This window comes from Chryseobacterium sp. VAUSW3 (assembly GCF_002205795.1).
GTDB classification, from domain to species: domain Bacteria; phylum Bacteroidota; class Bacteroidia; order Flavobacteriales; family Weeksellaceae; genus Kaistella; species Kaistella yananensis.
The window spans coordinates 628,565-652,319 of record NZ_NIUY01000001.1 but is presented as its reverse complement, the minus strand read 5'-3'; the positions used below and the strand labels follow the sequence as shown (position 1 = coordinate 652,319).

The window sequence follows — 23,755 nt, the reverse complement described above, 5'->3', positions numbered from 1 at the left end:
CCGAAATCCGGTGGTTTTTTATGTGATTTATATTTTTTCTAATCGATAACATCAAATCGGGTATAAGCAGCAATTTTCGACGGAATTTTAATGCCGTCTTCGGTTTGATTGTTCTCGAGAAGAGCGGCCATAATTCGCGGCAAAGCCATTGCAGAACCGTTTAACGTGTGAACCAACTGTGTTTTCCCTCCGTTTTTAAATCTGCATTTCAAGCGGTTTGCCTGAAAGGTTTCAAAATTGGAAACCGAAGAAACTTCAAGCCATTTTTCCTGTGCTGCACTCCAAACTTCGAAGTCATAAGTCATCGCGGAAGTGAAACCCATATCACCACCGCAAAGTCTTAAAATCCTGAAAGGAAGTTCAAGATCAACAAGAATCGATTTTACATGTTCCACCATTTCTTCCAATGCAGCGTATGAATTTTCAGGTTTTTCCAGACGTACAATTTCTACTTTTTCGAACTGGTGAAGTCGGTTCAAGCCACGTACGTGCGCGCCATAACTTCCGGCTTCACGTCGGTAACACTGCGAAAATGCCGTATTTTTTATCGGTAAATCCTTTTCGTCCAACAAAACATCACGGTATAGATTCGTTACCGGTACTTCTGCGGTTGGGATGAGATATAAATTATCTTCGTTCACGAAATACATCTGTCCTTCTTTATCAGGTAGCTGCCCGGTTCCGTAGCCAGAAGCCTCGTTCACCACATGTGGCGGATTTACTTCCACATAACCGGCATCTGTATTTTTATCAAGGAAATACTGCACCAGAGCTCTCTGAAGTCTCGCACCCTTCCCGAAATACACCGGAAAACCTGCGCCGGCGATTTTCACCCCAAGTTCGAAATCAATAAGATTGTATTTTTTTGCAAGTTCCCAATGCGGAATTGCGCCTTCGCCCAAACCTTCAACATCGTGCGACTGGTAAACGATTTCGTTATCGTCTGCAGAAGTTCCTGCAACTACCTTTTCGTAAGGAATATTGGGAATTAGATAAAGAATTTCTGCAAGTCTGGCTTCTGCATCCTTTAATTTCTGCTGAAGAATCTGTGAGTTTTCTTTGTATTCAGCGGTTTTTGATTTGGCAGTTTCAGCTTCTTCTTTTTTACCTTCTTTCATCAAAATCCCAATTTCTTTCGAGATTTTATTCATCTCAGTCAGGTTCTGATCGAGTTCGAACTGAAGTTTTTTCCTTTCATCATCGGTAGAAATGGCTTCGTCAACCAACTCAATCTGTTTGAAGTTTCTTTTATTTAAACCTGCCGTAACGCGTTCTTTATTTTCGCGCAAAAAATTAACCTGTAACATTAAATCTAATTTTAAATGGGGATTTTAGATGGTCTAAAATCAAAGTTCCCGCAAATTTACAATTTTTAAAGAGGATTTGGGTAGTGATTTACTTTCGAATCTTCACAATATTAGGTTCGTCTGCAACCTTTGTGAACTGTAAAACATTGTTGTACCAAATTTTCGAAACCTGGAAGACTTCCGGAGTTAACCGATATTGCACCGTCATGGTGTCATTAATGGTCGCTGTGGTGGAATCGGTAATGCTTTTGGTAAAGGATAATGCGATCTTCGATTCGTATGTTTTTAAACTTCCGGAGGAGTCGATTCCGATTCTTCGGGCACCTGCGATATATTCGATATAGCTTGCCGTATCGTTGTCTTTTTTTGGACTGAAATTTACCGGAGCTGTATCGGTAAGGCCGTACACATCGTTCATTCTTGCATTGGTATAGCCGCCTTTAATATTGGTATTCAGCATGTCCTGATCCGCAGAATCGATGTAGAGCTGGATTATCTGATCGATTTTCTGCACGGTATCTTCGTCATTTCTACAGGAAAGAAATGCAAAAAAAGCAATCACGGAAAAGAAAAACAGGTTTTTCATTAAGACAAAGATAATTTATTTTAAATTTTTGAGGTAGATATAAAACGAAATCATCAGCATAAATCCGTTCAGAAGCATGCTTAAGCTTAAACTTACGGCCATTCCTGTCACGCCATATTGCCCAACAAGAAAAAGAGCGAAGATCGGAAGCATGACTAATGTAAATAACGAAATTAAAGTGTTGGCTTTCATTTTTCCCACGGCTGAGAGCAGATTTCCGTACAGATTTCTTAACAACATATTCCCACAAAATGCGGCTAATAGAATGATAAAAGGCAGCGTACTTTCCTCATATTTGGAAGTGAAAAAGAGTTGAATGACTTCGCTTTTAAAAATGAAACCGATTCCAAATATCAATGCTGTAACAGGTAAGAATATTTTGTAATAATTGAAGATATAATTCTTTAGAAAAGCTTTATTCTGATAGTTTTTTGCCAAAACAGGAAAATCACTCTGCATGAAAGTGAGCGCAAGGAAAGTAATGTTGGCGGGAATAAGGATGGCGACTTTATAATCAGCTACGGCAGTTTCATTCATTAAAAAACTCAGTAATAAAACATCAGCAGAGAAAAGTGTGTCCGAAAGCAAAGCGGTTCCGGAGGCATGCAGGCCATAATTCCATATTTCTTTTTTATTGAAACTAAATGTTTCGGTGATGTTTGTGAGATGATCCCGCTTAAACCAAAAAAAAGCTAAAAACGGTGTTGCTGCTAAAGCGGTGAGATATCCCTGAAGTCCCCAGAAATAAGACAAAGCCAGCAATAAAATTACTCCTGAAATATTTACAGTATTGTTCAGCCTCGCGAACTCCGCGTTTTTACCGAATATTCTGAGCTCGGACTGAAGGTGGTTGAAAAAATAAAAACCGATTAAACGTACCGAAAAAAACAGAAAAATATACAGAATGTCCTCGTACCGGTTTACATAAAACAGACTCACCAGAAAAAAAACTGCCGTTAACAGCACCTGGCGTCCAAATCCTTTAAGTAAAAGGTAGCTTGAAAGCCATTTTTTGTCAGCCGTTTCATCAGTCAAAGAGCCGAAACGCAAGAGGCTTTGCTGGCTGCCAAACCCGCTGAACGGAGCAAAAACAGCAAAAACAGAGGCCACAATACTTACGGTACCGAACTCGCTTTCCGGTAAAATCCTGATAATAAAAAGTGAGCCTAAAAACGCGCATACTTTCGCAACTAGAAGCGACAGAAAGACATGTTGTCCTTTGTTACTGAGGAAATGCTGCAAAAATTCCTGAAGGCTCTTCACAATTAAAAATAGAGTTTAAAAACAGATAAAATATTTACTGCCTGGGACTTCGAATGAAAATCTTCAGAGACGAAAAGTTTTTTAACGTCGTTGTAGAGCTCAGGATAACTTTCGATCCGGTGTAGGTTTTCATCAAAATATTGCTGGTAATATCGTTGGATTTCAGTGTTATTATCGAAGTAAAAGTGGTACGGATACATACTGGAATGCTGTGGGGTTTTAAGAATCTTTTCATTAAGAATTTTAAAACCTCTTTTCATGAACTGATCTCCGAAAACAGTTTTCCAGTGTGCATTAGGTTTCATTAAAGTTCTTTCCCAACGGTAATTGGTCGCTTCTTTACAGTGGGTGTTGATCCAGTCGATGTAAAACCGGTGGCTAAACTTCCATTCTTCAGGTAAAGAAATGGCCAGCTTCAGAAAATCTCTGGTCATAAACGGCGAAGTCTGGTATCTTTTTTCCTGAAAAACATGTGCTCCCAAAACGGTTCGGTTGTATGCTACGTTTCTTAAAAGGAAAAGCTCTTCCGTTTCGTAATTTTTTAAAATATCATCTAAACTTTTCTCAACTTCAGGAAGAAAATGGTGATTAACCACCATCTTAAAATTACTGGGCTTTTTCCTTTTCGGTTCGGTATTAAATCCTCCTAAAACCCCATCGCCAATCTGCCCACTGTGGAAGAGTGCAAAATATTCATACTGCATTTTTTCTACAGCGTATTTCACATGAATGCCTCCCGTGTAGAAAACCATCCCTTCCGAAATTTCAGTAAGTTCATCTATCTTTTTAAGAAAATTTCCGCCATCCAACGGTATAAATTCATAGTGAATTCCGAAGTCCTCGGCTATTTTTTCCGAAATAGTATGGTCGAAATAACCAGACTGTGAGAAGCAAAGAGCGTTTCCCGGTACCTCATTGTTTTTAATCGCATATAACATCGCAACACGGCTGTCTAAACCGCCGCTCAGCAGCGCGAGATGGTTTTTTCCCAACTCGGTATCTTTCTGGTATTCCATGATCACTGATTGGGCAAAAATCTCGTGAATTTGATCGACAGCAGCTGCTTTAGTTCCTTTGAATACCGGAATTTCCGAAAGATTAAAATATTCTTTTTCACTGAAACTTAAATCGCGGAAATTGACTTCCAGGTAGTGTCCGTCGAGCAATTTTGCTATATTTTCAATCGGGGTTTTTCTTTCAGGCAGATTACTGAAACACAGCAACTGGTAGATGGATTCCAAATTCGGAGTCGTTGTAATCCCCGAACTTAATAAAGTTTTATTGAGCCGTACCAAGCTGGTATCAATAAAAATTTCATTTCTAAATTTAGAATAAAAAACCCGTTGGGTAGACGTTGGATTCGTAAAAACATACAGTTTTGCCTCTTTTCTGTTCCAGATAAAACCCCGGAATTCGCCTTCAAATTCCTGTATTAATCTCTGTTTTTTCTGTGTATAAATTTCCCGGATTAATGTTTCGAAATCTTTTAACGCATATTCTGTGAGTAATTTTTTTTTGTTGAGCAACACTCCTTCCAAAAGAAAATCAAAATGTTCGGTCTGAAGATATAAATTATCATATTCTCCTGAAATAAATGATTTTATATCTGTTTTTTTGTCCGAAATTTTTATAGAAAACCCTTTTCTCATAATGGGTATGTGTGAAAATAGTTTAGAGAAGTCAATTTACATAAAATTCTAAAGAAACTTTGGTTTTTCGGGAAATTAGTTCAAAACCTGACTATAAATATGCGAGTATTTTTGCGCAATTTTATTGATAGAAAAATTATTCTCTACATATTCATGCAGTTTGTTCGGCTCCTCAAAATGTATTTGTGCAGTAAGAACTTTTTTCATGGCGTGATATAGTTCATCTTCAGAATTTCCGATCAAAATCCCGTTTTTCTCATTTAAAATTTCAGGAATTCCACCTACTTTTGTTGCGATTGCAGGCGTTCCTGTCGAAAGCGACTCCAGAAGAACACAGGGAAAATTTTCATAATCGCTGAAGAGAATAAAACAGTTGCTGTTTCTCATTTTATCTGAAACTTCCTTTGAAGTTAGCATCGGAAAAGTTTTAATAAAACCTTCTGCATGCTGAGATTTAATCAGCTTATTCAAGGTATCCACATCACCGTCACCGCCAATCTGAAGTTCAAAATTCGAAAATTCTTTGGATAAACGAACTGCCGCAGCGATAATTTTATCAGGATTTTTGATGCAGATAAGATTTGAAATATGTAAAAACGTAAACTTTGCGGGCGTTGCTTTTTTTATATTAAACAAATCTGTATCTACTACATTTCCAATTACTTCTATTTTTGTTTGAATGCCTGCTGTTTTTAAATCCTTGGAGAGATATTGACTTACAGGTAAAAGGAATGACGCTTTTTCTGCAATTCTTTTTGCTGTAAAAAGCTGAAGTTTAGAAAGTCTGTGTCTGTTTATCTGTAAAAATCCTGACCAATGTTCGGTGACGACAAAAGGAATTTTATATTTGTTTTTTAAATAAACCGCAAAAAACATGTTGTTCTGAAGAACGTTTGCATGCACTAAATCGGGTTTGTTGAGTTTCGAAAACCCCTTTTTATAGGCCTGCATTCGCCTTACAAAATTTAGTGCAGGATTCTGGGTTTGCTTATAATAAACAATTAAAGTGCGCAGGCTGTTTATATTTTTGTCGTCGAAGATAAATTTTTCCTGCTGCGCCCGGTCACCGATTGCGTGAAGAACTTCTACCTCATGAAGTGTAGAAACCGCTTCGGCATGGCGCTGAACAAAATTACCGTTGGTAGGCTCTAATTTGTTCGGATACCACGAGGAAATAAAGAGGATTTTGTGCCGCATGCTTTTATAAACAAACAAAAATAGGGATTTATTTCTGCCAAAAAAAGCCTGAAAAGATTCAGACTTTAATTTTCGCTTTCACAAGCTGCCCAAACTGAGTCATTTTGCGGAACAGGTGCTACAACTACAAGATTCTCTTTGGTGACGGGATGAATAAACTCTAATCTCCTCGCGTGAAGATGAATGCCACCATCGGGATTGGATCTGGGTGAACCATATTTTAAGTCTCCTTTTATCGGAACACCAATTTTTGAAAGTTGCGCGCGGATTTGGTGATGCCGGCCTGTTTCTAAATCAACTTCAAGAAGCTGAAAGTTATCTAAAGTTTTTATTATCTGATAGTTGAGTATCGATTCTTTCGCGTTTTCTGTAGGTTTTATGAAAACGGTAGATTTGTTTGTTTTCTCGTTTTTGTGAAGATAATGAACCAGCCTTTGGCTTTGGGGAATCATTTCTTTGGCAACAACCGCCCAATACGTCTTTTTTATTTCCCGGTTTTTTACCATTTGCGTCAGTCGGGTAAGTGCTTTTGAGGTTTTTGCGTAAATGACAAGTCCCGAAGTTGGCCTGTCGATTCTGTGAACCAGCCCAAGGAAGACGTTGCCTGGTTTTTGGTCTCTTTTTTTGATGAAACCTTTAATTAAATACAACAGTGAGGCATCGCCCGTTTTGTCACCCTGCACGAGTTGACCGGTTTTTTTGTTGATGATCAGAAGATGGTTGTCTTCAAAAACAATCTGTGATTCGATGTTATTTGGGGATTCCTGCATGGATGAAATTTCGGGACTTCAAAATTACAAATAAAACTCCGCTTAAAAATTATAGGGTTTTATATTTTTCCAGAAAGATGCGTTGCGAATCGAAGGCAATATCATCTGGATTAATGTCTTGAATTTTCAGCCAAATTGTTTCAGAAATTTCAGAAATTTCCAGATTTACTTCAAATTTTTCATCTGATTCGTATTCGTAAAAAAGATCTAAAGTGTTGTAAATGATGTTTTTGTACTCATAAATGTTGGGTAGGCTGGTGAGATATTTCAGTTTTGAAATATCAATCCTCATCTTCATTTCTTCGAAAAGTTCCCGAGCACAGGTTTCTTCAGCACTTTCTTTTGGATCTACAAAACCACCGGCCAAATCGAGTTTACCTTTTTTAGGTTCCTGATTACGCCTCGTCAGCAGAATTTCATCGCCACACTTAATCACCACAGCAACCGCTCCTGCAACATTGTGAAAAAGTACATAATCGCAAACTTTACAGTTCCATTTTTTCTCTTGGTCCCATTTTAGGCTTTTATTGCCGCATTTCGGACAAAACTTAAGATAATCCATTTATTCTTTATTTCTCGGATGATAATTCAGAATGACATCCCGAAGTTCTTCGTTTTTCAAGTGGGTATAAATTTCGGTGGTCGTGATGCTCGAATGCCCCAGCATTTCCTGAATATATCTTAAATCCGCGCCGTTTTGCAGCAGATGTGTTGCAAAGGAATGGCGGAAGGTATGCGGTGAAATTTTCTTGTTGATGCCGGCTTTTTCAGTTAATTCTTTAATGATGATAAATACAATCACCCTCGACATAGAAGATCCGCGGCTGTTGAGGAAGAGGATGTCTTCACATTTTTTGTTGATTTTATATTTCGAACGGATTTCCTTAATATATTGTTTGATGAGTTCTGCAGTATAAGCTGCCAAAGGTACAAAACGGGCTTTGTCTCCTTTTCCCTCGACTTTTAGGTACGATTCTTTGAAGTTGATATTCGACATCTTCAGATCAATAAGTTCCGAAACCCGTAGTCCGCATCCGTAAAGTACTTCGATCATGCAGTGGTTTCTGCGCCCTAAATCAGTGGAAATATTAATGGCCTTAATGATTCTGTTTACATCATCAAAACTTAAAGTATCCGGAAGATAAAGTCCGAGTTTTGGCCCTTCGAGAAGGGTTGCCGGGTTATCCTCACGCGCTTCGTCTTCAACTAAATATTTAAAAAAAGCTTTTATGGAAGAGATCCATCTTGCTTGGGTTCGTTCGCTGAATTTTTTCTTGGAAAGGTGATAGAGAAATTCCTGAATGTTCTCGTAAGTTATAACCAGCGGCCCGGTATCATTCATGTCAAATTCTGCAAAATCACGTAGCTTTCTCACGTCGCGGAGATAGGCATCGAGTGTATTGTCGGAAAAGTTCCTTTCGAATCTTAGAAAATTTTCGAAATCTTTAATTTTTTCATCCCAGGTCATAGTATTTGTGTTTTTATAAAAGGTTTTCTTTCGAAATTTGGAGAATTTCTATTCCATGATTCCGAAGAAACTCGACCCCGGCATTATCTGAATAATCATCCATGTAAACTATTTTTTTTATCCCCGCCTGTACAACCAGTTTGCTGCACTCTTTGCAAGGCGATAAAGTAAGATAGAGGGTGGCATCTTTTGCCGACTGAGTAGAACCAGCTAATTTTAAAATAGCGTTGGCTTCTGCATGAAGCACGTACCAATGGGTTTTTCCTGCACCATCTTCGCAGCAGTTTTCAAATCCTGATGGGGTCCCGTTATAACCGTCGGAAATAATCATCCGGTCTTTTACGATAAGTGCGCCCACCTGTTTTCTTTTGCAGTAGGAGAGTTTTGCCCATTCCATCGCCATTTTCAGGTAGGCTTTGTCAAATTTAGTAGATTCCAAAAAAAGAATATTTTATTTAAATGTTTACCTTAAAAAGCCGGTTTTCTTTTTTCTAAAAATGCGGCAACTCCTTCTTTTTTATCTTCCATTTCGAAGAGTTCGCCGAAGGATTTTATCTCTCTTTCAAAACCTTCTTTGGTTCCGGCAAGGTTTACTGCTGCGATTGCTTTCGAGATTCCCATCGGTGAATTTCTCGCAATTAATGAAGCAAGTTCCTTTGTTTTTGGTAAAATTTCTTCAGAACTAAAAACTTCGTTTACCAGGCCAATTTCTTTCGCTCGTTCTGCGCTTATCATTTTTGCGGAAAAAATAAGTTCGTTTGCAATGCCTTTTCCTACCAGTTGAGGTAGTCTTTGGGTGCCTCCGTAACCTGGAATAAGTCCTAAAGTCACTTCCGGAAGTCCGAGTTTAGCATTTTGTGATGCGTAACGGATATGGCAGGCCATGGCAAGTTCTAATCCGCCACCCAGCGCAAATCCGTTTACAGCCGCAATTACGGGTTTACCGAGATTTTCAATTTTGTTGAAAAGTGTTTGCTGGCCGTTTCTTGCTAAGTTTTCTGCTTCATTTGTTCCGAAGTCTGCAAATTCTTTGATATCTGCACCCGCAACGAAAGATTTTTCGCCACTTCCGGTTAAAATTATAACACGAACGGAAGAATCATTATTTAGGTTTTCAAAAGCATTGCTTAATTCCTGTATAGTTTTATAATTCAGTGCATTAAGGCTTTCCGGACGGTTGATTGTGATGAGAGCGGTTTTGTCCTCATTTTCAAGGATAATATTTTCGAAATTCATCTTTATGTTGCTTTTATTCGGTTTTTCGCAAATTAGTTCTTTTTTTCGAGCTGTTCAAGCTTTGATGCTTTAAATGAGGAAATTAAAACTCAGTTTTCGAGTGATTCATCATATTTGCATCGATATTGATCTGCAATCCCATCGCAATTTTCATCCCCAATTCAATGTTTGCTCGGAAGAAATGGCAGAGCTGACGGTTAATGATTTCATCTCTCTTCGGTCCCGAAATTCCTCGCATGGAACTGATGATATTGTAAATAAGACGATCGCGGTCTTCCTGATTCATTGCTTTGGTGTAAAGCAAGCCGGGTTGGGTGTAATGGTCGTCGTCGTCTTCATTTCGGTTGAAATGTGCCACGTTGGTGCTGTCTAAATCGTACTCGAAATTTTTGTACTGCGGATCGGGCTTTATATCATCAAAACTGTTAGGGAAGTAATTTGGCATATCATTATATCTGCTGGAATCTGCCATTGCACCATCTCTCTGATAATTGTTAACCGCAAACGGACACCGGTTTACCTCAAGTTGATTTGCATTAACGCCCACACGGTAACGGTGCGCGTCGGGATAAGAAAATACTCTTCCCTGCAACATTTTATCAGGTGAAAAACTGATTCCGTTAATCAAATTGCTTGGCGAAAATGTTGCCTGTTCTACATGGGCAAAGAAGTTGGCAGGAATCTCGTTCAGTTCCATTTCACCGACTTCGATAAGTGGGAATTCGTTTTTCAGCCAAACTTTTGTAACATCAAACGGATTCCAGCGGAATTCTTTTGCCTGTTCCTCAGTCATTACCTGAATATAAAGTGTCCATTTCGGGAAATTTCCGTTTTCGATTGCCGTGACTAAATCTTCCTGCGCAAAATCAGGGTTTTCGCCTTTCATTTTTACCGCGTCGTCGTGACTGAAATTTTTAATACCCTGTTGTGTTTTAAAATGAAATTTCACCCAAACTCTTTCGTTATCGAGATTAATCATTGAAAAAGTGTGTGATCCGAAACCATGCATATGTCGGTAGCCATAAGGTGTCCCGCGATCCGACATTAAAATCAGTACCTGGTGAAGTGATTCTGGATTCAGACTCCAAAAATCCCACATCATGGTAGCGCTCTTCAAATTTGTTTTTGGAACTCTCTTTTGGGTATGAATAAAATCGGGAAATTTTTTGGCATCTTTAATGAAAAAAACAGGCGTGTTATTGCCCACTAAATCCCAGTTTCCGTCTTCAGTATAAAATTTCAATGCAAAACCTCTTGGGTCCCGTTCTGTATCTGCGCTGCCTTTTTCACCGCCTACGGTGGAGAATCTGGCAAACATCCTGCACTGGTTTCCAACTTTAGCGAAGAGTTTTGCTTTTGTGTATTTCGAAATATCATGTGTTACGGTAAACTTTCCGTAAGCGCCGCTGCCTTTGGCATGAACAACTCTTTCAGGAATACGTTCTCTTACGAAATGAGCTAAATTTTCCTGAAGCATAAAATCCTGCAGTAAAACGGGCCCTCTACTGCCAACAGTCTGGGAATCCTGATGTTCGAAGTAGGGCGCTCCTGAGCCGGAAGTAAGTTTTTTTGAGTCCATGATTAACTTTTTAAAGTAACAAATTTAAGGATTTTAGTGCTTTAGCAGGCTTTAATTTCGGGCAAAATGAAGAAAACAACGTATCTTTGTAATAGATAAACTTAATCAAATGAACATTCAGCAATTAGAATATCTTATCGCGGTAGATAAATACAAACATTTTGGTAAAGCGGCGCAGGCGTGTTTTATTACGCAGCCCACACTTAGCGCCATGATTCAGAAATTTGAGGATGAGTTGGATGTAAAAATTTTCGACCGAACCACGCATCCCATCCGCACGACTGATGTTGGAGTTCAAATTATTGAAGAAGCCAAAAGGGTGATCGATGCGGTAAATGAATTGCGCAACAAGGCAAGTCTACTGAATAATGTTTTGGCCGGTAAGCTTAATCTGGGGATTATTCCAACGGTTTCCAGTTATATACTTCCAAGCGAGATTTTTGATTTTTTACATGAAAATCCAAAAATAGAACTTAATGTAAAGGAAATGACGACGGACAGTATCATCAAAGCCCTAAAATCTGGCGAATTAGATGCAGGAATTATTTCCACACCGTATGATACTGCGAACGAATTTTACCAACATTTTCTCTTTAATGAAGAACTGATGATTTACTCTTCGGAAAGTACAACCAAAGATGATTCCTTTGTTGTTCCTGAAGAACTCGACAGCAATAAAGTCTGGCTTCTGGAAGAAGGAAACTGTCTTCGTACACAGTTTGAAAACATTTGTCCTCTGAAAGAAAACTCTTTAAAGCCTAAAAATCTCGATTTTCTTGCTTCAAACATCAACACATTAATTCAGATGGTGGATAAGGTTGGGGGAATTACTATTCTTCCCGAACTTGCGATTCCGCAGTTGTCTGATTTACAGAAAGAAAAAATTGCGCGCTTCAGAAAGCCGTTTCCGTATCGCGAAATCAGTTTAATTTATTATAAGCCAACGTATAAGCAGAAAATTTTAGACGAAATGGCGCTTTCGGTTAAGAATTCCCTGGCTGAAAAACTGAATTATAATAAAAATCCGGAGGAGTATGTAAGCATAAAACCACAATGATTTTAATTAGGTGAATAAGTTTTGTGTTTCAACAAATATCTTTAAATTTGCAGACGATAATTTCATGAGGAAAAATTTGAACTGATTGCAACCTCCATAAAAAATGCTAAAACAGAATTTCTATTTTAGTTTCTTTTGTAATCATTCTACCTTTTTTCTTAAATTTTAATTAAATAAAACAAAAGAAATATGTCCTATCTATTTACATCCGAATCTGTTTCAGAAGGCCATCCTGATAAAATTGCAGACCAAATTTCCGACGCTCTTATTGATAATTTTTTGGCGTATGACCCCAATTCAAAAGTGGCCTGCGAAACTTTGGTAACTACCGGACAGGTCGTTTTGGCCGGTGAAGTAAAGTCTGAGGCTTACCTTGATGTGCAGGATATTGCCCGAAAAGTAATTAACGAAATTGGTTATACAAAAGGCGAATATATGTTCAACGGAGATTCCTGTGGCGTAATTTCTGCAATTCACGAACAGTCGCCAGATATTAATCAGGGAGTTGAGCGTGCTCATGATAATGCAGATTTCGAGACAAAAGCAGATGCACAGGGAGCCGGAGACCAGGGAATGATGTTCGGGTATGCTACCAACGAAACTGAAAACTACATGCCGCTTGCTTTGGATTTAGCGCACACCATTCTACGTGAACTATCAAAATTGCGGCGGGAAAGCGACGCGATTCCATATCTGCGTCCCGATGCCAAATCTCAGGTAACCATAGAATATTCTGATGATCACAAACCTGTACGAATCGACTCTATCGTTTTATCTACGCAGCACGACGAGTTCGGGAGTGATGATGCAATGCTTGCTAAAATCCGAAAAGATATCATCGAAATTCTTATCCCGAAAGTTAGATCTGCGCAAAAACCAGAAATTCAGGCGCTTTTCAATGATAAAATCAAATATCACATTAACCCTACCGGTAAATTTGTCATCGGCGGGCCTCACGGAGATACCGGATTAACAGGACGAAAAATTATCGTTGATACCTACGGTGGAAAAGGTGCCCACGGTGGTGGTGCATTCTCCGGAAAAGATCCTTCTAAAGTTGACAGAAGTGCTGCGTATGCGGTAAGACACATCGCAAAAAATCTTGTAGCAGCAGGTATTGCAGACGAAGTTCTTGTTCAGGTTTCTTATGCGATTGGTGTCGCAGAGCCTTGTGGACTTTATATCAATACGTACGGAACTTCAAAAGTAAACTTCCACGATGGGGAAATTGCCGAAAAAGTTCAGAAGATTTTCGATCTCAGACCTTATGCCATTGAGCAGAATCTGAAACTGAGAAACCCAATTTATCAGGAAACAGCTTCTTACGGGCATATGGGAAGAGATGCTTATGTTGGAAGCAAAACTTTTAATAAAGGAAAAAAGAATGAATTAACGATCGATAATCTGGAATTTTTCACCTGGGAAAAGTTAGACAAAGTAGACGAAATTAAAAAAGAGTTCGGCATTTAATTCCAGAGATAAATATTTTAAACTGCTTTATTCGAAAGGATAAAGCAGTTTTTTTTTACCTTTACCACCATCTAAAATCTTACAATGAAGAAAATTCTGGGATTTACAGCGCTGCTGATAATGCTTGCAAACCAATCTGCAAAGGCGCAGTTTACCATGCATAAACTCATTCATGTGGGCTATGTTTACCAGAACCAGAGTTTTGCAGAACTGGGCGGGAGGTTGCTTTTTTTAGAAAATGATGATACGATTTACCGTGTCGGCGCTGCCGCATTGCTCGGTTCGGCTAATGGTAAATTTGCTGTACTACCGAAAATACAGGGTGATATTTTAATCAATTTTGAAAGAAATGTCGATTTATATCATTCCTATTATTTTCTGGCAGGAGCAGAAGCTACAACAAAATATATCGCACCTAAAATTGGAGCTACCTTGTTCGGAATCATCGACTTAACCGGAGGGTACGCATTCCCAATCGATAATTCGGGAATTAACGGAAAAGAATTAAAAGGATTAAATATAAATTTTACCCTCAATCTTCCGCTTGTAATGTTAAATGATCTGTTAAAAAAATAAATTATCTTTAAATTCTCCTTAATTTTTAACAGAGTATTAACTTTTTTATTATTTTTACACACCAAATAAATCAATTGCTATCGATTAAACTTTACTTCTTACAATAAGCCTGTTAAACACAACCTGATTCAATAATCGGGATGATGTACGGGTTACAAAACAGAAGTAGGTTATGAAAACACATACAGATAGCTGGTTGATTTCCGAGTACCGTAATGGTAACGAAAAAACCCTTTCAATTCTTATAGAGCGGCATCAAAAAGATCTCTTTTCCTTCATTTTTTATAAATTGATGGATGAAGATCTGGCAAACGATATCTTTCAGGATACCTTTATGAAAATCATTGTCACGCTGAAAGAAGGGCGATACAACGAAGAAGGGAAATTCATTCTCTGGGCAAAAAGAATCGCCCACAACCTCATTATCGATCATTACCGTGTGAAATCAAAACATATTAAAGTTTCAGAAACTTCTTATGATAACGACGAATTTTCGATTTTTGATCTGATTTCCGGTAACGAAGAAAATATTGAAGAAAAACTCATCAGCGAGCAAATTCAGCACGATTTAACGCGGATGCTGGTGTTTTTGCCAGAGAATCAGCAGGAAGTTATCAAGCTGAGGTTTTTCGATGGGTTAAGTTTTAAAGAAATTGCAGATCAAACCGAGACCAGCATCAATACAACTTTGGGCCGCGTGCGTTATGCGCTCATCAACCTGAGAAAAATCATGGATCAACATCATATTATTTTAACCCGATAATAATATTTTAAAAAAACTTTCGTTTTTAGGGAAACAACTTTTTCGCCTATGAAAAAAATTGACACTTTAAACGAAAAACTTTTGAAACCAAAGAAACAAACAATTGATTTTCTCTTAAGTTATTCGAAAAGCATCGCAGTTTTGAAATCCAAAACTAAAAACCAAATTGTTTCCAAGAACTAATCTTAATCCTTAAATTTGTGCTGTATGAAAATTCAGCACATTTTTTTTGATCTCGATAATACGCTTTGGGATCACCGCCGCAACGCTTATCTTACCCTGAAAGATATTTTCATTAGAGAAAAAGTAAGCGAAAAATACAACCTAAATTTTGAAGATTTCCACCGAGAGTATTTCACCATTAATGAACGACTGTGGGAGCAAATTCGAGACGGTGAAATTGATAAAGATTACCTTAGAAAACATCGATTTTATGATTCATTCCTGTTTTTCGGAATTGATGATCTCGAGCTCGCTCAACTTTTTGAAGACAATTTTCTTGATGAAATTCTAAATTATAACGACCTGGTGGAAGGTGCATTCGATTTGTTGGAATATCTTTCCGGTAAAAATTACAAACTCCACATACTTTCCAATGGTTTCATGGAGGTAACGTACCGCAAATGCGAACTTTCCGGAATTAAGAATTATTTTAAAACCATTACCAGTGCAGACGAAATCAATATCAGAAAGCCACACCCAGAAATTTACGAATGTGCATTGAACAAAGCCGGTGCAGAAAAAGAAGAATCAATGATGATTGGCGACGACTGGATTGCCGATGTTGAAGGCGGTAAATCTTTCGGACTAAAAGTAATTTTCTTCGATGTATTCAACGATAATTATCAAGCGCCGGACGTTGCTGTTATTAAAAAACTGTCGGAAATAAAGACTTTGCTCTAACAAAAAAACCTTTCATCACTGAAAGGTTTTTATATTTTTATTGCGAAGTTTCTTTACATTCCTAAACTTTCACGCACTCTTTTCAGCGTTTCTGAAGCTACTTTTCGGGTTTTATCGGCGCCTTGTTGAAGTTTCTCGTCGAGTTCCTGCAAATTGTTCATGTAATAAGAGAAAAGTTCTCTTTCTTTTGCAAATTTGGTCAGAATAAGATTCAGAAGCTCTGTTTTAGCATGTCCGTAACCGAAATTACCTGCAAGATATTTTTGCTCCAGAGCTGCAGTTTCATCGGCTGTTGCAATAAGTTTATATATCGCAAAAACCTTGTCTGTCTCAGGATCTTTTGGTTCTTCCAGAGTTTTAGAATCGGTTTCAATTCCCATAACCTGTTTCTTCAGTTCTTTTTCCGGAAGAAAAATATTGATGATGTTTCCTCGGGATTTGCTCATCTTCTGTCCGTCGGTTCCGGGAACATATTTGGTGTCTTCCTGAAGTTCCGCATTCGGTAACACAAAAACTTCGCCCATTTGATGATTGAATCTTGCGCCCATGTCACGCGCCATTTCAAGATGCTGAAGCTGGTCTTTGCCGACAGGAACCACTTGTGCGTCATAAAGCAGAATATCTGCAGCCATTAAAACGGGATAGGTAAAAAGTCCGGCATTCACATCTTCCAAACGATCGGCTTTGTCTTTGAAAGAATGCGCCAAAGTAAGTCTCTGATATGGGAAAAAGCACGAAAGGTACCAGGAAAGTTCACATACTTCCGGAATGTCGCTTTGTCTGTAGAAAAAAGTCTTTTCGGTATCCAAACCGCATGCGAGCCAGGCAGCAGCAATTTCATAGGTATTTTTTTTCAGTTCAGCAGCATTTTTTATCTGGGTTAAAGAATGCATGTTGGCGATGAAGAGAAAAGATTCGTTTTCAGATTTTTTCGACAATTCGATTGCAGGAATAATTGCGCCCAAAAGGTTTCCCAAATGGGGTGTTCCTGTAGCCTGTATTCCGGTGAGGATTCGTGACATATATTGTAAAATTCTGGTTAAAAATAAGTGATAAACTGCTTTATCAAAAGCGTTTTGCAAAAATAGGGAAATAAAAAACTTGAGACAATTGCTGAAGTTTTTCTTTAATACTTTTAAAAATCCATTCCGTCTGGAAATGCTTTCTTTCTGAAAATGAGCAGTAAAATTCCACCAACGGTAATTGCAGAATCTGCAACATTAAAGATGTATTTGAAAAACTCAATATGCTTGCCGCCAATCAGTGGCCAGTTTTCCGGTACCCACCAGTCTACGAGCGGGAAATGCAGCATATCGACTACACAGCCTTTCATAAAATTCGAGTAACCTTCACCAAACGGTACCACTTTCGAAATTCCGCCGTAATCGATCCAGTGGTTCACGCTTTCGTCGTACACTGTGCCGCTGTCGAAAATCATTCCGTAGAACATTCCGTCAATTAAATTCCCAATCGCACCGGCAAAAATCATGGCCATTGGAACAAGGAGATAATTGCTGTGGATGCCTTCTTTCAACCATTTTCTGAAAAGATAAACCATGCCACCAATGAGGAAAACGCGGAGGATTACCAAAGCATATTTACCCAGTAGGCCGCCAAAATGAAAGCCGTACGCCATACCCGGATTTTCTACAAAAGTGAGCTTGAATCCCGGAAAAACATCAACACTCTCGCCAAGATGAAAGGTGGTTTTGATGTAAAATTTAGAAACCTGATCGATTAAAAGGATGATGAAGGTAATTAATGCTATTTTCTTCATTACAGATCGGTCTTTGGTTTATTTTTGAAATTGCCCGGTTTGGTGTCTTTTTTCGGAGCGGATTTGGTTTCAAATTTTGGGGAAGTTTTTGCGTTTCTGGTGTGAAACTTTTCATATCGGATTCCCATATCTTTCATCACACTTTTCAGTGCATTGAGTTCCATCTGGTTTTTTGGATGTACAATTAATGATTCCATTCTTAGATTTATTTTTTTGAAAGTTCTTCCAGGCGTTTTCGGTCTTTTTCCGAAAGATCCTGTATGCCGTTTTTGCCCATTTTGCTTAACAGACTGTCGATTTCAAGCTCGCGGTTTCTTCTTTCCTCATTGTATCTGTCGTCGATGCTCTGGTATTTTTCTTCCTTCGCAAGGAAAGGTTTTTTCACAGAATTTCTGAAAAAATAAATAATTACACCAACGGCCAAAATGATCAGCAGGACTTCCAAAAGACAGCAAATTTTAAATTCAAATAGGTTTATAACGCAAGATTTCGCTGTGCATTATAAACCTAATGGGTAAACAGTTGAAGAGCGTAAATTAGCGCTGCATATTTTTTGCCTCAATACTTAAAGTTGCATGCGGAACGGCTCTCAAACGGTCTTTACCGATTAATTTACCCGTAACTCTGCAGATTCCGTAAGTTTTGTTTTCGATGCGGATTAATGCATTTTTCAAATCGCGCACAAATTTCTCCTGTCTTCCTGCCAAAATCGCATTTTGCTCTTTACTCAGGGTTTCTGCACCTTCTTCAAATGCTTTAAAGGTAGGCGAAGTATCATCAGTTCCATTATTTTGGTCGTTGATGAAGCTTTCTCTAATCAGCATCAAATCCTTTTCTGCTTTTTCTATTTTTTGCTGAATAAGTTCTTTAAACTCTTTCAGATCACTATCGCTGTAACGTTGTCTTTCTTCTGCCATGTTTTCTTTTTTGAAATCGTTTGTGCTTTTTGGGAGGATGAAGAATTTCGGATTCTTCATTAATTTTCCGTTAACATCAAACTTTGTTTACCAATAATTTAAATTTCACGTCGTCAATTTCAATTTCATCAAAATTTGAAAGTGAATTTACAATTTCTATTTTATCTGACAATACTTCTTCCGAAATATATGCACGATTGTTAATAAGTTCTTTTTCGAAAGGCGAGTTCGCTTCTAATTCAATTGAAATTCTGTCTGTTAGCTCAAAATCTTTATCTTTTCTGATGTTCTGAACTCTATTGATAAATTCTCTCGCGATTCCTTCCGCTTTTAGGTCATCCGTTATTGTCAAATCTAATGCCACAGTCATTTTTCCTTCGTTGGCCACGGTCCATCCCGGAATATCTTTGGTGAAGATTTCTACATCATCTATGGTAATTTCGTACCCTTGAATGGTCATTTTTCCGTCTTTTTCCAAATCAGCAATTTCTGCGGAGGTTAAGTTAGAAATTTCCGCTCCCACGGTTTTCATATCTTTTCCGAGTCGCGAACCTAAGGTTTTGAAATTCGGTTTAATCTGTTTCACAATCAAGTGCGAAGCCTCATCAGAATTGATGAGAACCAATTCTTTTACATTTACTTCTTGTTTTATGAGTTCCGAAACTGCGACAATCTGAGCTTCCGTTTTCGAATCCAAAACAGGAATCATCACTTTTTGCAAAGGTTGACGGACTTTGATATTTTCTTTCTTTCTTAAAGAGAAAACCATGGAAGTAATTTGTTGCGCCAGATGCGTTTTTTCCACCAAATCCTGATCGATCAAATTTTCATCAGCGACCGGAAAATTAGTTAAGTGCACAGATTCAGCTTCATCCTTTCCGGTAATTTTGTTCAAATCCTGGAAGAGTTGATCCATGAAAAACGGAGCAATCGGTGCCGAAATTTTAGCAATCGTTTCCAGACAAGTGTACAAGGTTTGGTATGCCGAAATTTTGTCTTCGGTATAATCTCCTTTCCAGAAACGTCTTCTACAAAGTCTTACATACCAATTACTTAAGTTGTCATTTACGAAATTGTTGATCGCTCTTGCAACTTTCGTTGGTTCGTAATCATTGTAAAATTCGGTAACTTCTTTTACCAAAAGATTGAGTTCAGAAAGAATCCATCGGTCGATTTCCGGACGGTTTTCAATATCTTTTTCGGAATAATTAAATCCGTCCACATTCGCATACAGCGCGAAGAACGAATACGTATTGTACAAGGTTCCGAAGAATTTTCTGCGGACTTCATCAATTCCTTCTACATCAAATTTCAAATTTTCCCAAGGATTTGCATTCGAAATCATATACCAACGCGTTGCATCGGGACCGTATTTTTTTAGCGTTTCGAAAGGATCTACCGCGTTTCCAAGGCGTTTAGACATTTTCTGTCCGTTTTTGTCCAACACCAAACCATTCGACATCACATTTTTGTAAGCAACTGAATCGAAAACAGAAGTTCCAATCGCGTGAAGGGTGTAGAACCAACCTCTTGTTTGGTCAACTCCTTCCGCAATAAAATCGGCAGGAAATGCTTTTTTGTTGTCGATAAGTTCTTTATTTTCAAAAGGATAATGCAGTTGTGCGTAAGGCATCGAACCGGAGTCGAACCAAACATCGATCAAGTCGGATTCGCGTTTCATCGGTTTTCCGGAATCTGAAACCAAGATAATTTCATCCACAATGTTTTTATGCAAATCGATCTTCGCATAATTTTCCTCCGACATGTTACCGGTCTCAAAACCTTCGAATGGATTCTTTTCCATGAAACCTGCGGCGATAGATTTTTGCATTTCGTTCATCAGTTCTTCCACCGATCCGATGATGATTTCTTCTTTCAAATCCTCGCTACGCCAAATTGGCAATGGGATTCCCCAATATCTTGACCGCGAAAGATTCCAGTCGTTTACATTTTCAAGCCAGTTAGCGAAACGCCCTTCACCGGTAGATTTAGGTTTCCAGTTGATGGTTTCGTTGAGTTCTACCAAACGGTTTTTCACGGCCGTCATTTTCACAAACCAGGAATCCAAAGGATAATACAAAACTGGTTTATCGGTTCTCCAGCAGTGCGGGTAGCTGTGAACATATTTTTCAACCTTAAAGGCCTTGTTCTCCGTTTTTAAAAGGATCGCAAGTTCCACATCCCAAGATTTTTCCGGGGCGGTTCCTGCGTCGTAATATTCGTTTTTAATATATTTTCCGGCAAATAATTCCGGTGTGTTTCCACCTTTAATAAATTTTCCTTGCAAATCCACCAAAGGAACTAGATTCTCGTTTTCGTCTTTGGTAAGCATGGGCGAAATTCCGTTTTCTTTTGCAACACGGGCATCGTCTGCACCAAAAGTTGGCGCGATATGTACAATTCCGGTTCCGTCTTCGGTGGTTACAAAATCTCCGATGATCACTCTAAAAGCATTTTCAGGATTTTCTGCAGGCAAAAACCATGGAATCAACTGCTCATATTCGGTTCCGGCAACATCTTCACCGGTGAATTCCGCTACGATTTGATAAGGTATAACTTTGGATTCTGCTGTGTAATTTTGGAAATCTTCATCGGTTCCTACTGCGTATTTTTTTCCAAAATTCTTCTGCAAAAGAACTTTTGCAAGAATGATGTTAATGGGCTCGAAAGTATATTGATTATAGGTTTTCACCAAAACATATTCAATATCCCGTCCAACTGCTAAAGCGGTGTTGGAAGGTAAAGTCCATGGCGTCGTAGTCCATGCTAAAATATGGATTGGCAACTGATTTTCTTTGTCAAATTCAGCCCAATGATTAACACCACCGCAGGTTTCATTATCTAAATTAATGGTTTTGCTTGCGCCGTTCAGCCTTTCGTTTAAAGCATCTGATAGTTTTTTAACTTTAAACTGCGCTACAACGGTCGTGTCGCTTACATCACGATAGGTTCCCGGTTGGTTGAGTTCGTGGGAGCTCAAACCTGTTCCTGCAGCAGGTGAGTATGGCTGTATGGTGTAACCTTTGTACAGTAATTTTTTGTCGTAAAGTTGCTTCAAAAGCCACCAAACGGTTTCCATGTATTTCGGTTCGTAGGTAATATAAGGATCTTCGAGATCTACCCAATAACCGATTTTTTCAGTCAAATCGTTCCAAACATCGGTGTAGCGCATCACCGCGTTTCTACAAGCCTGGTTATAATCTTCCACCGAAATTTTCTTACCGATGTCTTCTTTGGTGATGCCCAATTCTTTCTCAACGCCCAATTCTATTGGTAAACCGTGAGTATCCCAACCAGCTTTTCGAAAAACTTGTTTTCCGTTTTGGGTTTGGTATCGGCAGAAAATATCTTTCAGTGCTCTTGCCATCACGTGGTGAATTCCCGGCATTCCGTTTGCGGAAGGTGGTCCTTCGTAGAACACATATTCCGGTTTTCCGGCGCGGGTTTCTACTGATTTCTTAAAGGTTTCGTGCGTAGTCCAAAATTTTGAAACCTCATTAGCAATCGCCGTGAGGTCTAGATTTTTATATTCGGTAAACTTATTCATTTTCAGTCAGTTCTATAAGAATGATCTTGGTTTCATTAAGTTTGCGAATATAGCAAATTTTAGTTAATTTTAAGCGTATTTATTTCGTAAATATCGGGGCTTGGGTATGGAAATTATTATTTTGGTTCCAGTTGGGATATCGTTTTCGTACAAATCAATATATTGAAGCTTATATCCTTCGTTGTTAAAATAATTTTTAAGCATTTCTGCTGCTATTTCTGTGCCGAGCGATTTGGTTTTGTTTTTAATGACCGATTTTCTTTTTCCGGCCTCCTTTCTTCCAATTCCGTTATCGGTAATAGAGATTTCAACAGCTTGATCTTTTACCGACACATTAATCGTAATCTTTTTGTCATCCACGGTCGCCACGCCGTGTATAATAGCATTTTCGATGAAAGGTTGCAGAACCATTGGTGGCAATTTTACAATGTCCACATCGATTTCGGGCGCGATGTTGATGGAAAACTGAATGTGATTGTGAAATCGCAAGTTTTCGATATCCACATAGAGCTGTAATGTTTGAAGCTCCTGAGAAAGGGTAAACTCCTTTTCTTTAGATGCTAAAAGAATGGTTCTGATGATTTTTGAAAATTTGGTCAGGTAATCCACCGCGTTTTGCGTGTCGCTTTCTAGGATATAGTATTTTATTGAATTTAAAGCATTGAAAATAAAATGAGGATTCATCTGGCTTTGAAGTACAGACAGTTTCAAGTTTGAAATTTCCTGCAGATACTTTATTTTTTCATTTTCGATGATGAGTCTTTTTTCGTTATCTCGGTTTATTTCATCTTTTAGCATTTCATTTTTTTGTAATTGCGCAATGAAATTCTGCTGAAAAGCTACTTTGTCCTGGTAATTCATCCTTTGTTTGTGTCCCAATGCGAAAGAGAAGGCCATATTTTCGATTAAAAGTCCAAGGAAAAATATAAAATCGCCCATTTTTCTGCTAATGTCAATCCCCGGAATCTGCCTCACCGCTTTGTCTCCTATTACGGAACAAGCAAATAAAATGAGACCCCCAAAAACGATATAATATTTCAAATCGTTATCGACCTTCGAAAGGATGTAAAAAGAAATCACCGTTTGGATGGTCACTAAATAAATGAAAACCATTTTAAAATAATTGAAAAACGCATCATAACCTAGGAAATAATGTAGGAAAAGACTAAGAAACGCTATGAAAATTATCACAAAAACCGGCAGAACAATGATGCGGTACCATTTTATACTGATCTTCTTGATGTTAAGAAATTCTGTAAAAAAGAAAAAATAAAAACAATTGAAAATAATGGTAAAGAAATCTTTAGTAAATTGGTCTAGGTTCAGTACTTCCGAAATCGATTTTGCGAAACCGCTTTCTGCCATAGGCAAATACGCAACAAAGGAAAAAAAAGTATAAGCGCTGTATAAAAGGTAGGCGCGATCCCTGTTCTGAAAAAACATGACGAGATGAAATATAGAAAGCAGCAATATCCCACCTAATACCACATACAATATACTGTTGTAGGCGTCGCGCTCTACAATGGAAGTTAGGGAATCATACATGGAGCGGATGATTTTTTTCAAAAATAGGTATTTAAATAATAATGAGGACAATAAGTACAGTTTTTTATACATACAAGTACTTATTTATAGTTGCAAATTATTGTATAGTGATTATTATTAAAGAAAAGCATTTTGAATTTGCGGG

The 23,755-nt window shown here is 38.2% G+C and carries 23 protein-coding genes; 5 read left to right on the top strand and 18 right to left on the bottom strand.

The features are described from left to right. Positions 1-38: 38 nt before the first annotated feature. The 11 genes from serS to CDW55_RS02820 form a co-directional block, all read right to left on the bottom strand. The gene (serS, locus tag CDW55_RS02870) at positions 39-1,307 is read right to left on the bottom strand and encodes a serine--tRNA ligase (protein WP_088468209.1); all 1,269 of its coding nucleotides are present in this window, start codon (positions 1,305-1,307) and stop codon (positions 39-41) included. An 88-nt stretch (positions 1,308-1,395) separates the two neighbouring features. After that, entirely contained in the window at positions 1,396-1,893 is a 498-nt protein-coding gene (locus tag CDW55_RS02865) for a hypothetical protein (RefSeq protein ID WP_088468208.1), read from the bottom strand. A 15-nt stretch (positions 1,894-1,908) separates the two neighbouring features. Further along, positions 1,909-3,156 carry an oligosaccharide flippase family protein gene (locus tag CDW55_RS02860; protein ID WP_179285900.1) on the bottom strand — a complete coding sequence of 416 codons (1,248 nt, stop codon included), beginning with the start codon at positions 3,154-3,156 and terminating at the stop codon, positions 1,909-1,911. 2 nt (positions 3,157-3,158) lie between these two features. After that, entirely contained in the window at positions 3,159-4,805 is a 1,647-nt protein-coding gene (locus CDW55_RS02855; RefSeq protein WP_088468206.1) for an asparagine synthase-related protein, read from the bottom strand. 75 nt (positions 4,806-4,880) lie between these two features. After that, positions 4,881-6,002 carry a glycosyltransferase gene (locus CDW55_RS02850; RefSeq protein ID WP_088468205.1) on the bottom strand — a complete coding sequence of 374 codons (1,122 nt, stop codon included), beginning with the start codon at positions 6,000-6,002 and terminating at the stop codon, positions 4,881-4,883. A gap of 65 nt (positions 6,003-6,067) precedes the next feature. Then, entirely contained in the window at positions 6,068-6,772 is a 705-nt protein-coding gene (locus CDW55_RS02845) for an RluA family pseudouridine synthase (RefSeq protein ID WP_088468204.1), read from the bottom strand. 49 nt (positions 6,773-6,821) lie between these two features. Further along, positions 6,822-7,334, bottom strand: a complete 513-nt coding sequence (locus CDW55_RS02840) for an NUDIX hydrolase (RefSeq protein WP_088468203.1) — start codon at positions 7,332-7,334, stop codon at positions 6,822-6,824. After that, entirely contained in the window at positions 7,335-8,240 is a 906-nt protein-coding gene (gene xerD / locus CDW55_RS02835) for a site-specific tyrosine recombinase XerD (protein WP_088468202.1), read from the bottom strand. Positions 8,241-8,253: 13 nt separating this feature from the next. Then, entirely contained in the window at positions 8,254-8,679 is a 426-nt protein-coding gene (locus CDW55_RS02830) for a deoxycytidylate deaminase (protein WP_088468201.1), read from the bottom strand. A gap of 29 nt (positions 8,680-8,708) precedes the next feature. Continuing rightward, a complete protein-coding gene (locus CDW55_RS02825) occupies positions 8,709-9,476 on the bottom strand; it encodes an enoyl-CoA hydratase/isomerase family protein (protein ID WP_088468200.1) in 768 nt (255 codons plus the stop codon). Positions 9,477-9,558: 82 nt separating this feature from the next. Beyond that, the gene (locus tag CDW55_RS02820) at positions 9,559-11,055 is read right to left on the bottom strand and encodes a catalase (protein WP_088468199.1); all 1,497 of its coding nucleotides are present in this window, start codon (positions 11,053-11,055) and stop codon (positions 9,559-9,561) included. Between the two features lie 109 nt (positions 11,056-11,164). Here CDW55_RS02820 and CDW55_RS02815 point away from each other — a divergent pair, with 109 nt between their 5' ends. The 5 genes from CDW55_RS02815 to CDW55_RS02795 all read left to right on the top strand — a co-directional run bounded on the left by CDW55_RS02815 (position 11,165) and on the right by CDW55_RS02795 (position 15,824). Next, entirely contained in the window at positions 11,165-12,112 is a 948-nt protein-coding gene (locus tag CDW55_RS02815; protein WP_088468198.1) for a LysR substrate-binding domain-containing protein, read from the top strand. Between the two features lie 189 nt (positions 12,113-12,301). Next, on the top strand, positions 12,302-13,582 hold the full coding sequence (metK, locus tag CDW55_RS02810) for a methionine adenosyltransferase (protein ID WP_088468197.1): 1,281 nt from the start codon (positions 12,302-12,304) through the stop codon (positions 13,580-13,582). A gap of 84 nt (positions 13,583-13,666) precedes the next feature. Further along, positions 13,667-14,158, top strand: a complete 492-nt coding sequence (locus CDW55_RS02805) for a hypothetical protein (protein ID WP_088468196.1) — start codon at positions 13,667-13,669, stop codon at positions 14,156-14,158. Between the two features lie 172 nt (positions 14,159-14,330). After that, complete coding sequence (locus CDW55_RS02800) at positions 14,331-14,921, top strand: sigma-70 family RNA polymerase sigma factor (RefSeq protein WP_088468195.1); 591 nt, start codon at positions 14,331-14,333, stop codon at positions 14,919-14,921. 207 nt (positions 14,922-15,128) lie between these two features. Continuing rightward, positions 15,129-15,824, top strand: coding sequence for a YjjG family noncanonical pyrimidine nucleotidase (locus CDW55_RS02795; protein ID WP_088468194.1), 696 nt, complete (start codon positions 15,129-15,131; stop codon positions 15,822-15,824). Positions 15,825-15,877: 53 nt separating this feature from the next. Here CDW55_RS02795 and trpS read toward each other — a convergent pair whose 3' ends face one another. The 7 genes from trpS to CDW55_RS02760 form a co-directional block, all read right to left on the bottom strand. Beyond that, a complete protein-coding gene (gene trpS, locus CDW55_RS02790; RefSeq protein ID WP_088468193.1) occupies positions 15,878-16,846 on the bottom strand; it encodes a tryptophan--tRNA ligase in 969 nt (322 codons plus the stop codon). A 113-nt stretch (positions 16,847-16,959) separates the two neighbouring features. Further along, on the bottom strand, positions 16,960-17,601 hold the full coding sequence (locus CDW55_RS02785) for a lipoprotein signal peptidase (RefSeq protein ID WP_088468192.1): 642 nt from the start codon (positions 17,599-17,601) through the stop codon (positions 16,960-16,962). Then, positions 17,601-17,798: a DUF2683 family protein gene (locus CDW55_RS02780; RefSeq protein ID WP_088468191.1), complete on the bottom strand. Its 198-nt coding sequence runs from the start codon at positions 17,796-17,798 to the stop codon at positions 17,601-17,603. The genes CDW55_RS02785 and CDW55_RS02780 overlap by 1 nt, the downstream gene beginning before the upstream one ends. Positions 17,799-17,806: 8 nt before the next feature. Next, the gene (locus CDW55_RS02775) at positions 17,807-18,046 is read right to left on the bottom strand and encodes a DUF6576 domain-containing protein (protein WP_088468190.1); all 240 of its coding nucleotides are present in this window, start codon (positions 18,044-18,046) and stop codon (positions 17,807-17,809) included. Positions 18,047-18,137: 91 nt separating this feature from the next. Further along, positions 18,138-18,518, bottom strand: a complete 381-nt coding sequence (locus CDW55_RS02770) for a TraR/DksA family transcriptional regulator (RefSeq protein WP_088468685.1) — start codon at positions 18,516-18,518, stop codon at positions 18,138-18,140. Positions 18,519-18,594: 76 nt separating this feature from the next. Further along, complete coding sequence (gene ileS, locus CDW55_RS02765; protein ID WP_088468189.1) at positions 18,595-22,065, bottom strand: isoleucine--tRNA ligase; 3,471 nt, start codon at positions 22,063-22,065, stop codon at positions 18,595-18,597. Positions 22,066-22,134: 69 nt separating this feature from the next. After that, on the bottom strand, positions 22,135-23,631 hold the full coding sequence (locus CDW55_RS02760; protein ID WP_179285899.1) for a sensor histidine kinase: 1,497 nt from the start codon (positions 23,629-23,631) through the stop codon (positions 22,135-22,137). Between the last annotated feature and the right edge of the window lie 124 nt (positions 23,632-23,755).

Excerpts from the sequence above, each read along its gene's own strand:
- serS (WP_088468209.1), bottom strand. The coding sequence starts at position 1,307 with ATGTTACAGGTTAATTTTTTGCGCGAAAATAAAGAACGCGTTACGGCA.
- CDW55_RS02795 (WP_088468194.1), top strand. The coding sequence starts at position 15,129 with ATGAAAATTCAGCACATTTTTTTTGATCTCGATAATACGCTTTGGGAT.
- CDW55_RS02855 (WP_088468206.1), bottom strand. The coding sequence starts at position 4,805 with ATGAGAAAAGGGTTTTCTATAAAAATTTCGGACAAAAAAACAGATATA.
- CDW55_RS02825 (WP_088468200.1), bottom strand. The coding sequence starts at position 9,476 with ATGAATTTCGAAAATATTATCCTTGAAAATGAGGACAAAACCGCTCTC.
- CDW55_RS02820 (WP_088468199.1), bottom strand. The coding sequence starts at position 11,055 with ATGGACTCAAAAAAACTTACTTCCGGCTCAGGAGCGCCCTACTTCGAA.
- CDW55_RS02805 (WP_088468196.1), top strand. The coding sequence starts at position 13,667 with ATGAAGAAAATTCTGGGATTTACAGCGCTGCTGATAATGCTTGCAAAC.
- CDW55_RS02785 (WP_088468192.1), bottom strand. The coding sequence starts at position 17,601 with ATGAAGAAAATAGCATTAATTACCTTCATCATCCTTTTAATCGATCAG.
- CDW55_RS02770 (WP_088468685.1), bottom strand. The coding sequence starts at position 18,518 with ATGGCAGAAGAAAGACAACGTTACAGCGATAGTGATCTGAAAGAGTTT.
- CDW55_RS02780 (WP_088468191.1), bottom strand. The coding sequence starts at position 17,798 with ATGGAATCATTAATTGTACATCCAAAAAACCAGATGGAACTCAATGCA.
- ileS (WP_088468189.1), bottom strand. The coding sequence starts at position 22,065 with ATGAATAAGTTTACCGAATATAAAAATCTAGACCTCACGGCGATTGCT.
- CDW55_RS02845 (WP_088468204.1), bottom strand. The coding sequence starts at position 6,772 with ATGCAGGAATCCCCAAATAACATCGAATCACAGATTGTTTTTGAAGAC.
- metK (WP_088468197.1), top strand. The coding sequence starts at position 12,302 with ATGTCCTATCTATTTACATCCGAATCTGTTTCAGAAGGCCATCCTGAT.
- CDW55_RS02800 (WP_088468195.1), top strand. The coding sequence starts at position 14,331 with ATGAAAACACATACAGATAGCTGGTTGATTTCCGAGTACCGTAATGGT.
- xerD (WP_088468202.1), bottom strand. The coding sequence starts at position 8,240 with ATGACCTGGGATGAAAAAATTAAAGATTTCGAAAATTTTCTAAGATTC.
- trpS (WP_088468193.1), bottom strand. The coding sequence starts at position 16,846 with ATGTCACGAATCCTCACCGGAATACAGGCTACAGGAACACCCCATTTG.
- CDW55_RS02815 (WP_088468198.1), top strand. The coding sequence starts at position 11,165 with ATGAACATTCAGCAATTAGAATATCTTATCGCGGTAGATAAATACAAA.
- CDW55_RS02840 (WP_088468203.1), bottom strand. The coding sequence starts at position 7,334 with ATGGATTATCTTAAGTTTTGTCCGAAATGCGGCAATAAAAGCCTAAAA.
- CDW55_RS02850 (WP_088468205.1), bottom strand. The coding sequence starts at position 6,002 with ATGCGGCACAAAATCCTCTTTATTTCCTCGTGGTATCCGAACAAATTA.
- CDW55_RS02865 (WP_088468208.1), bottom strand. The coding sequence starts at position 1,893 with ATGAAAAACCTGTTTTTCTTTTCCGTGATTGCTTTTTTTGCATTTCTT.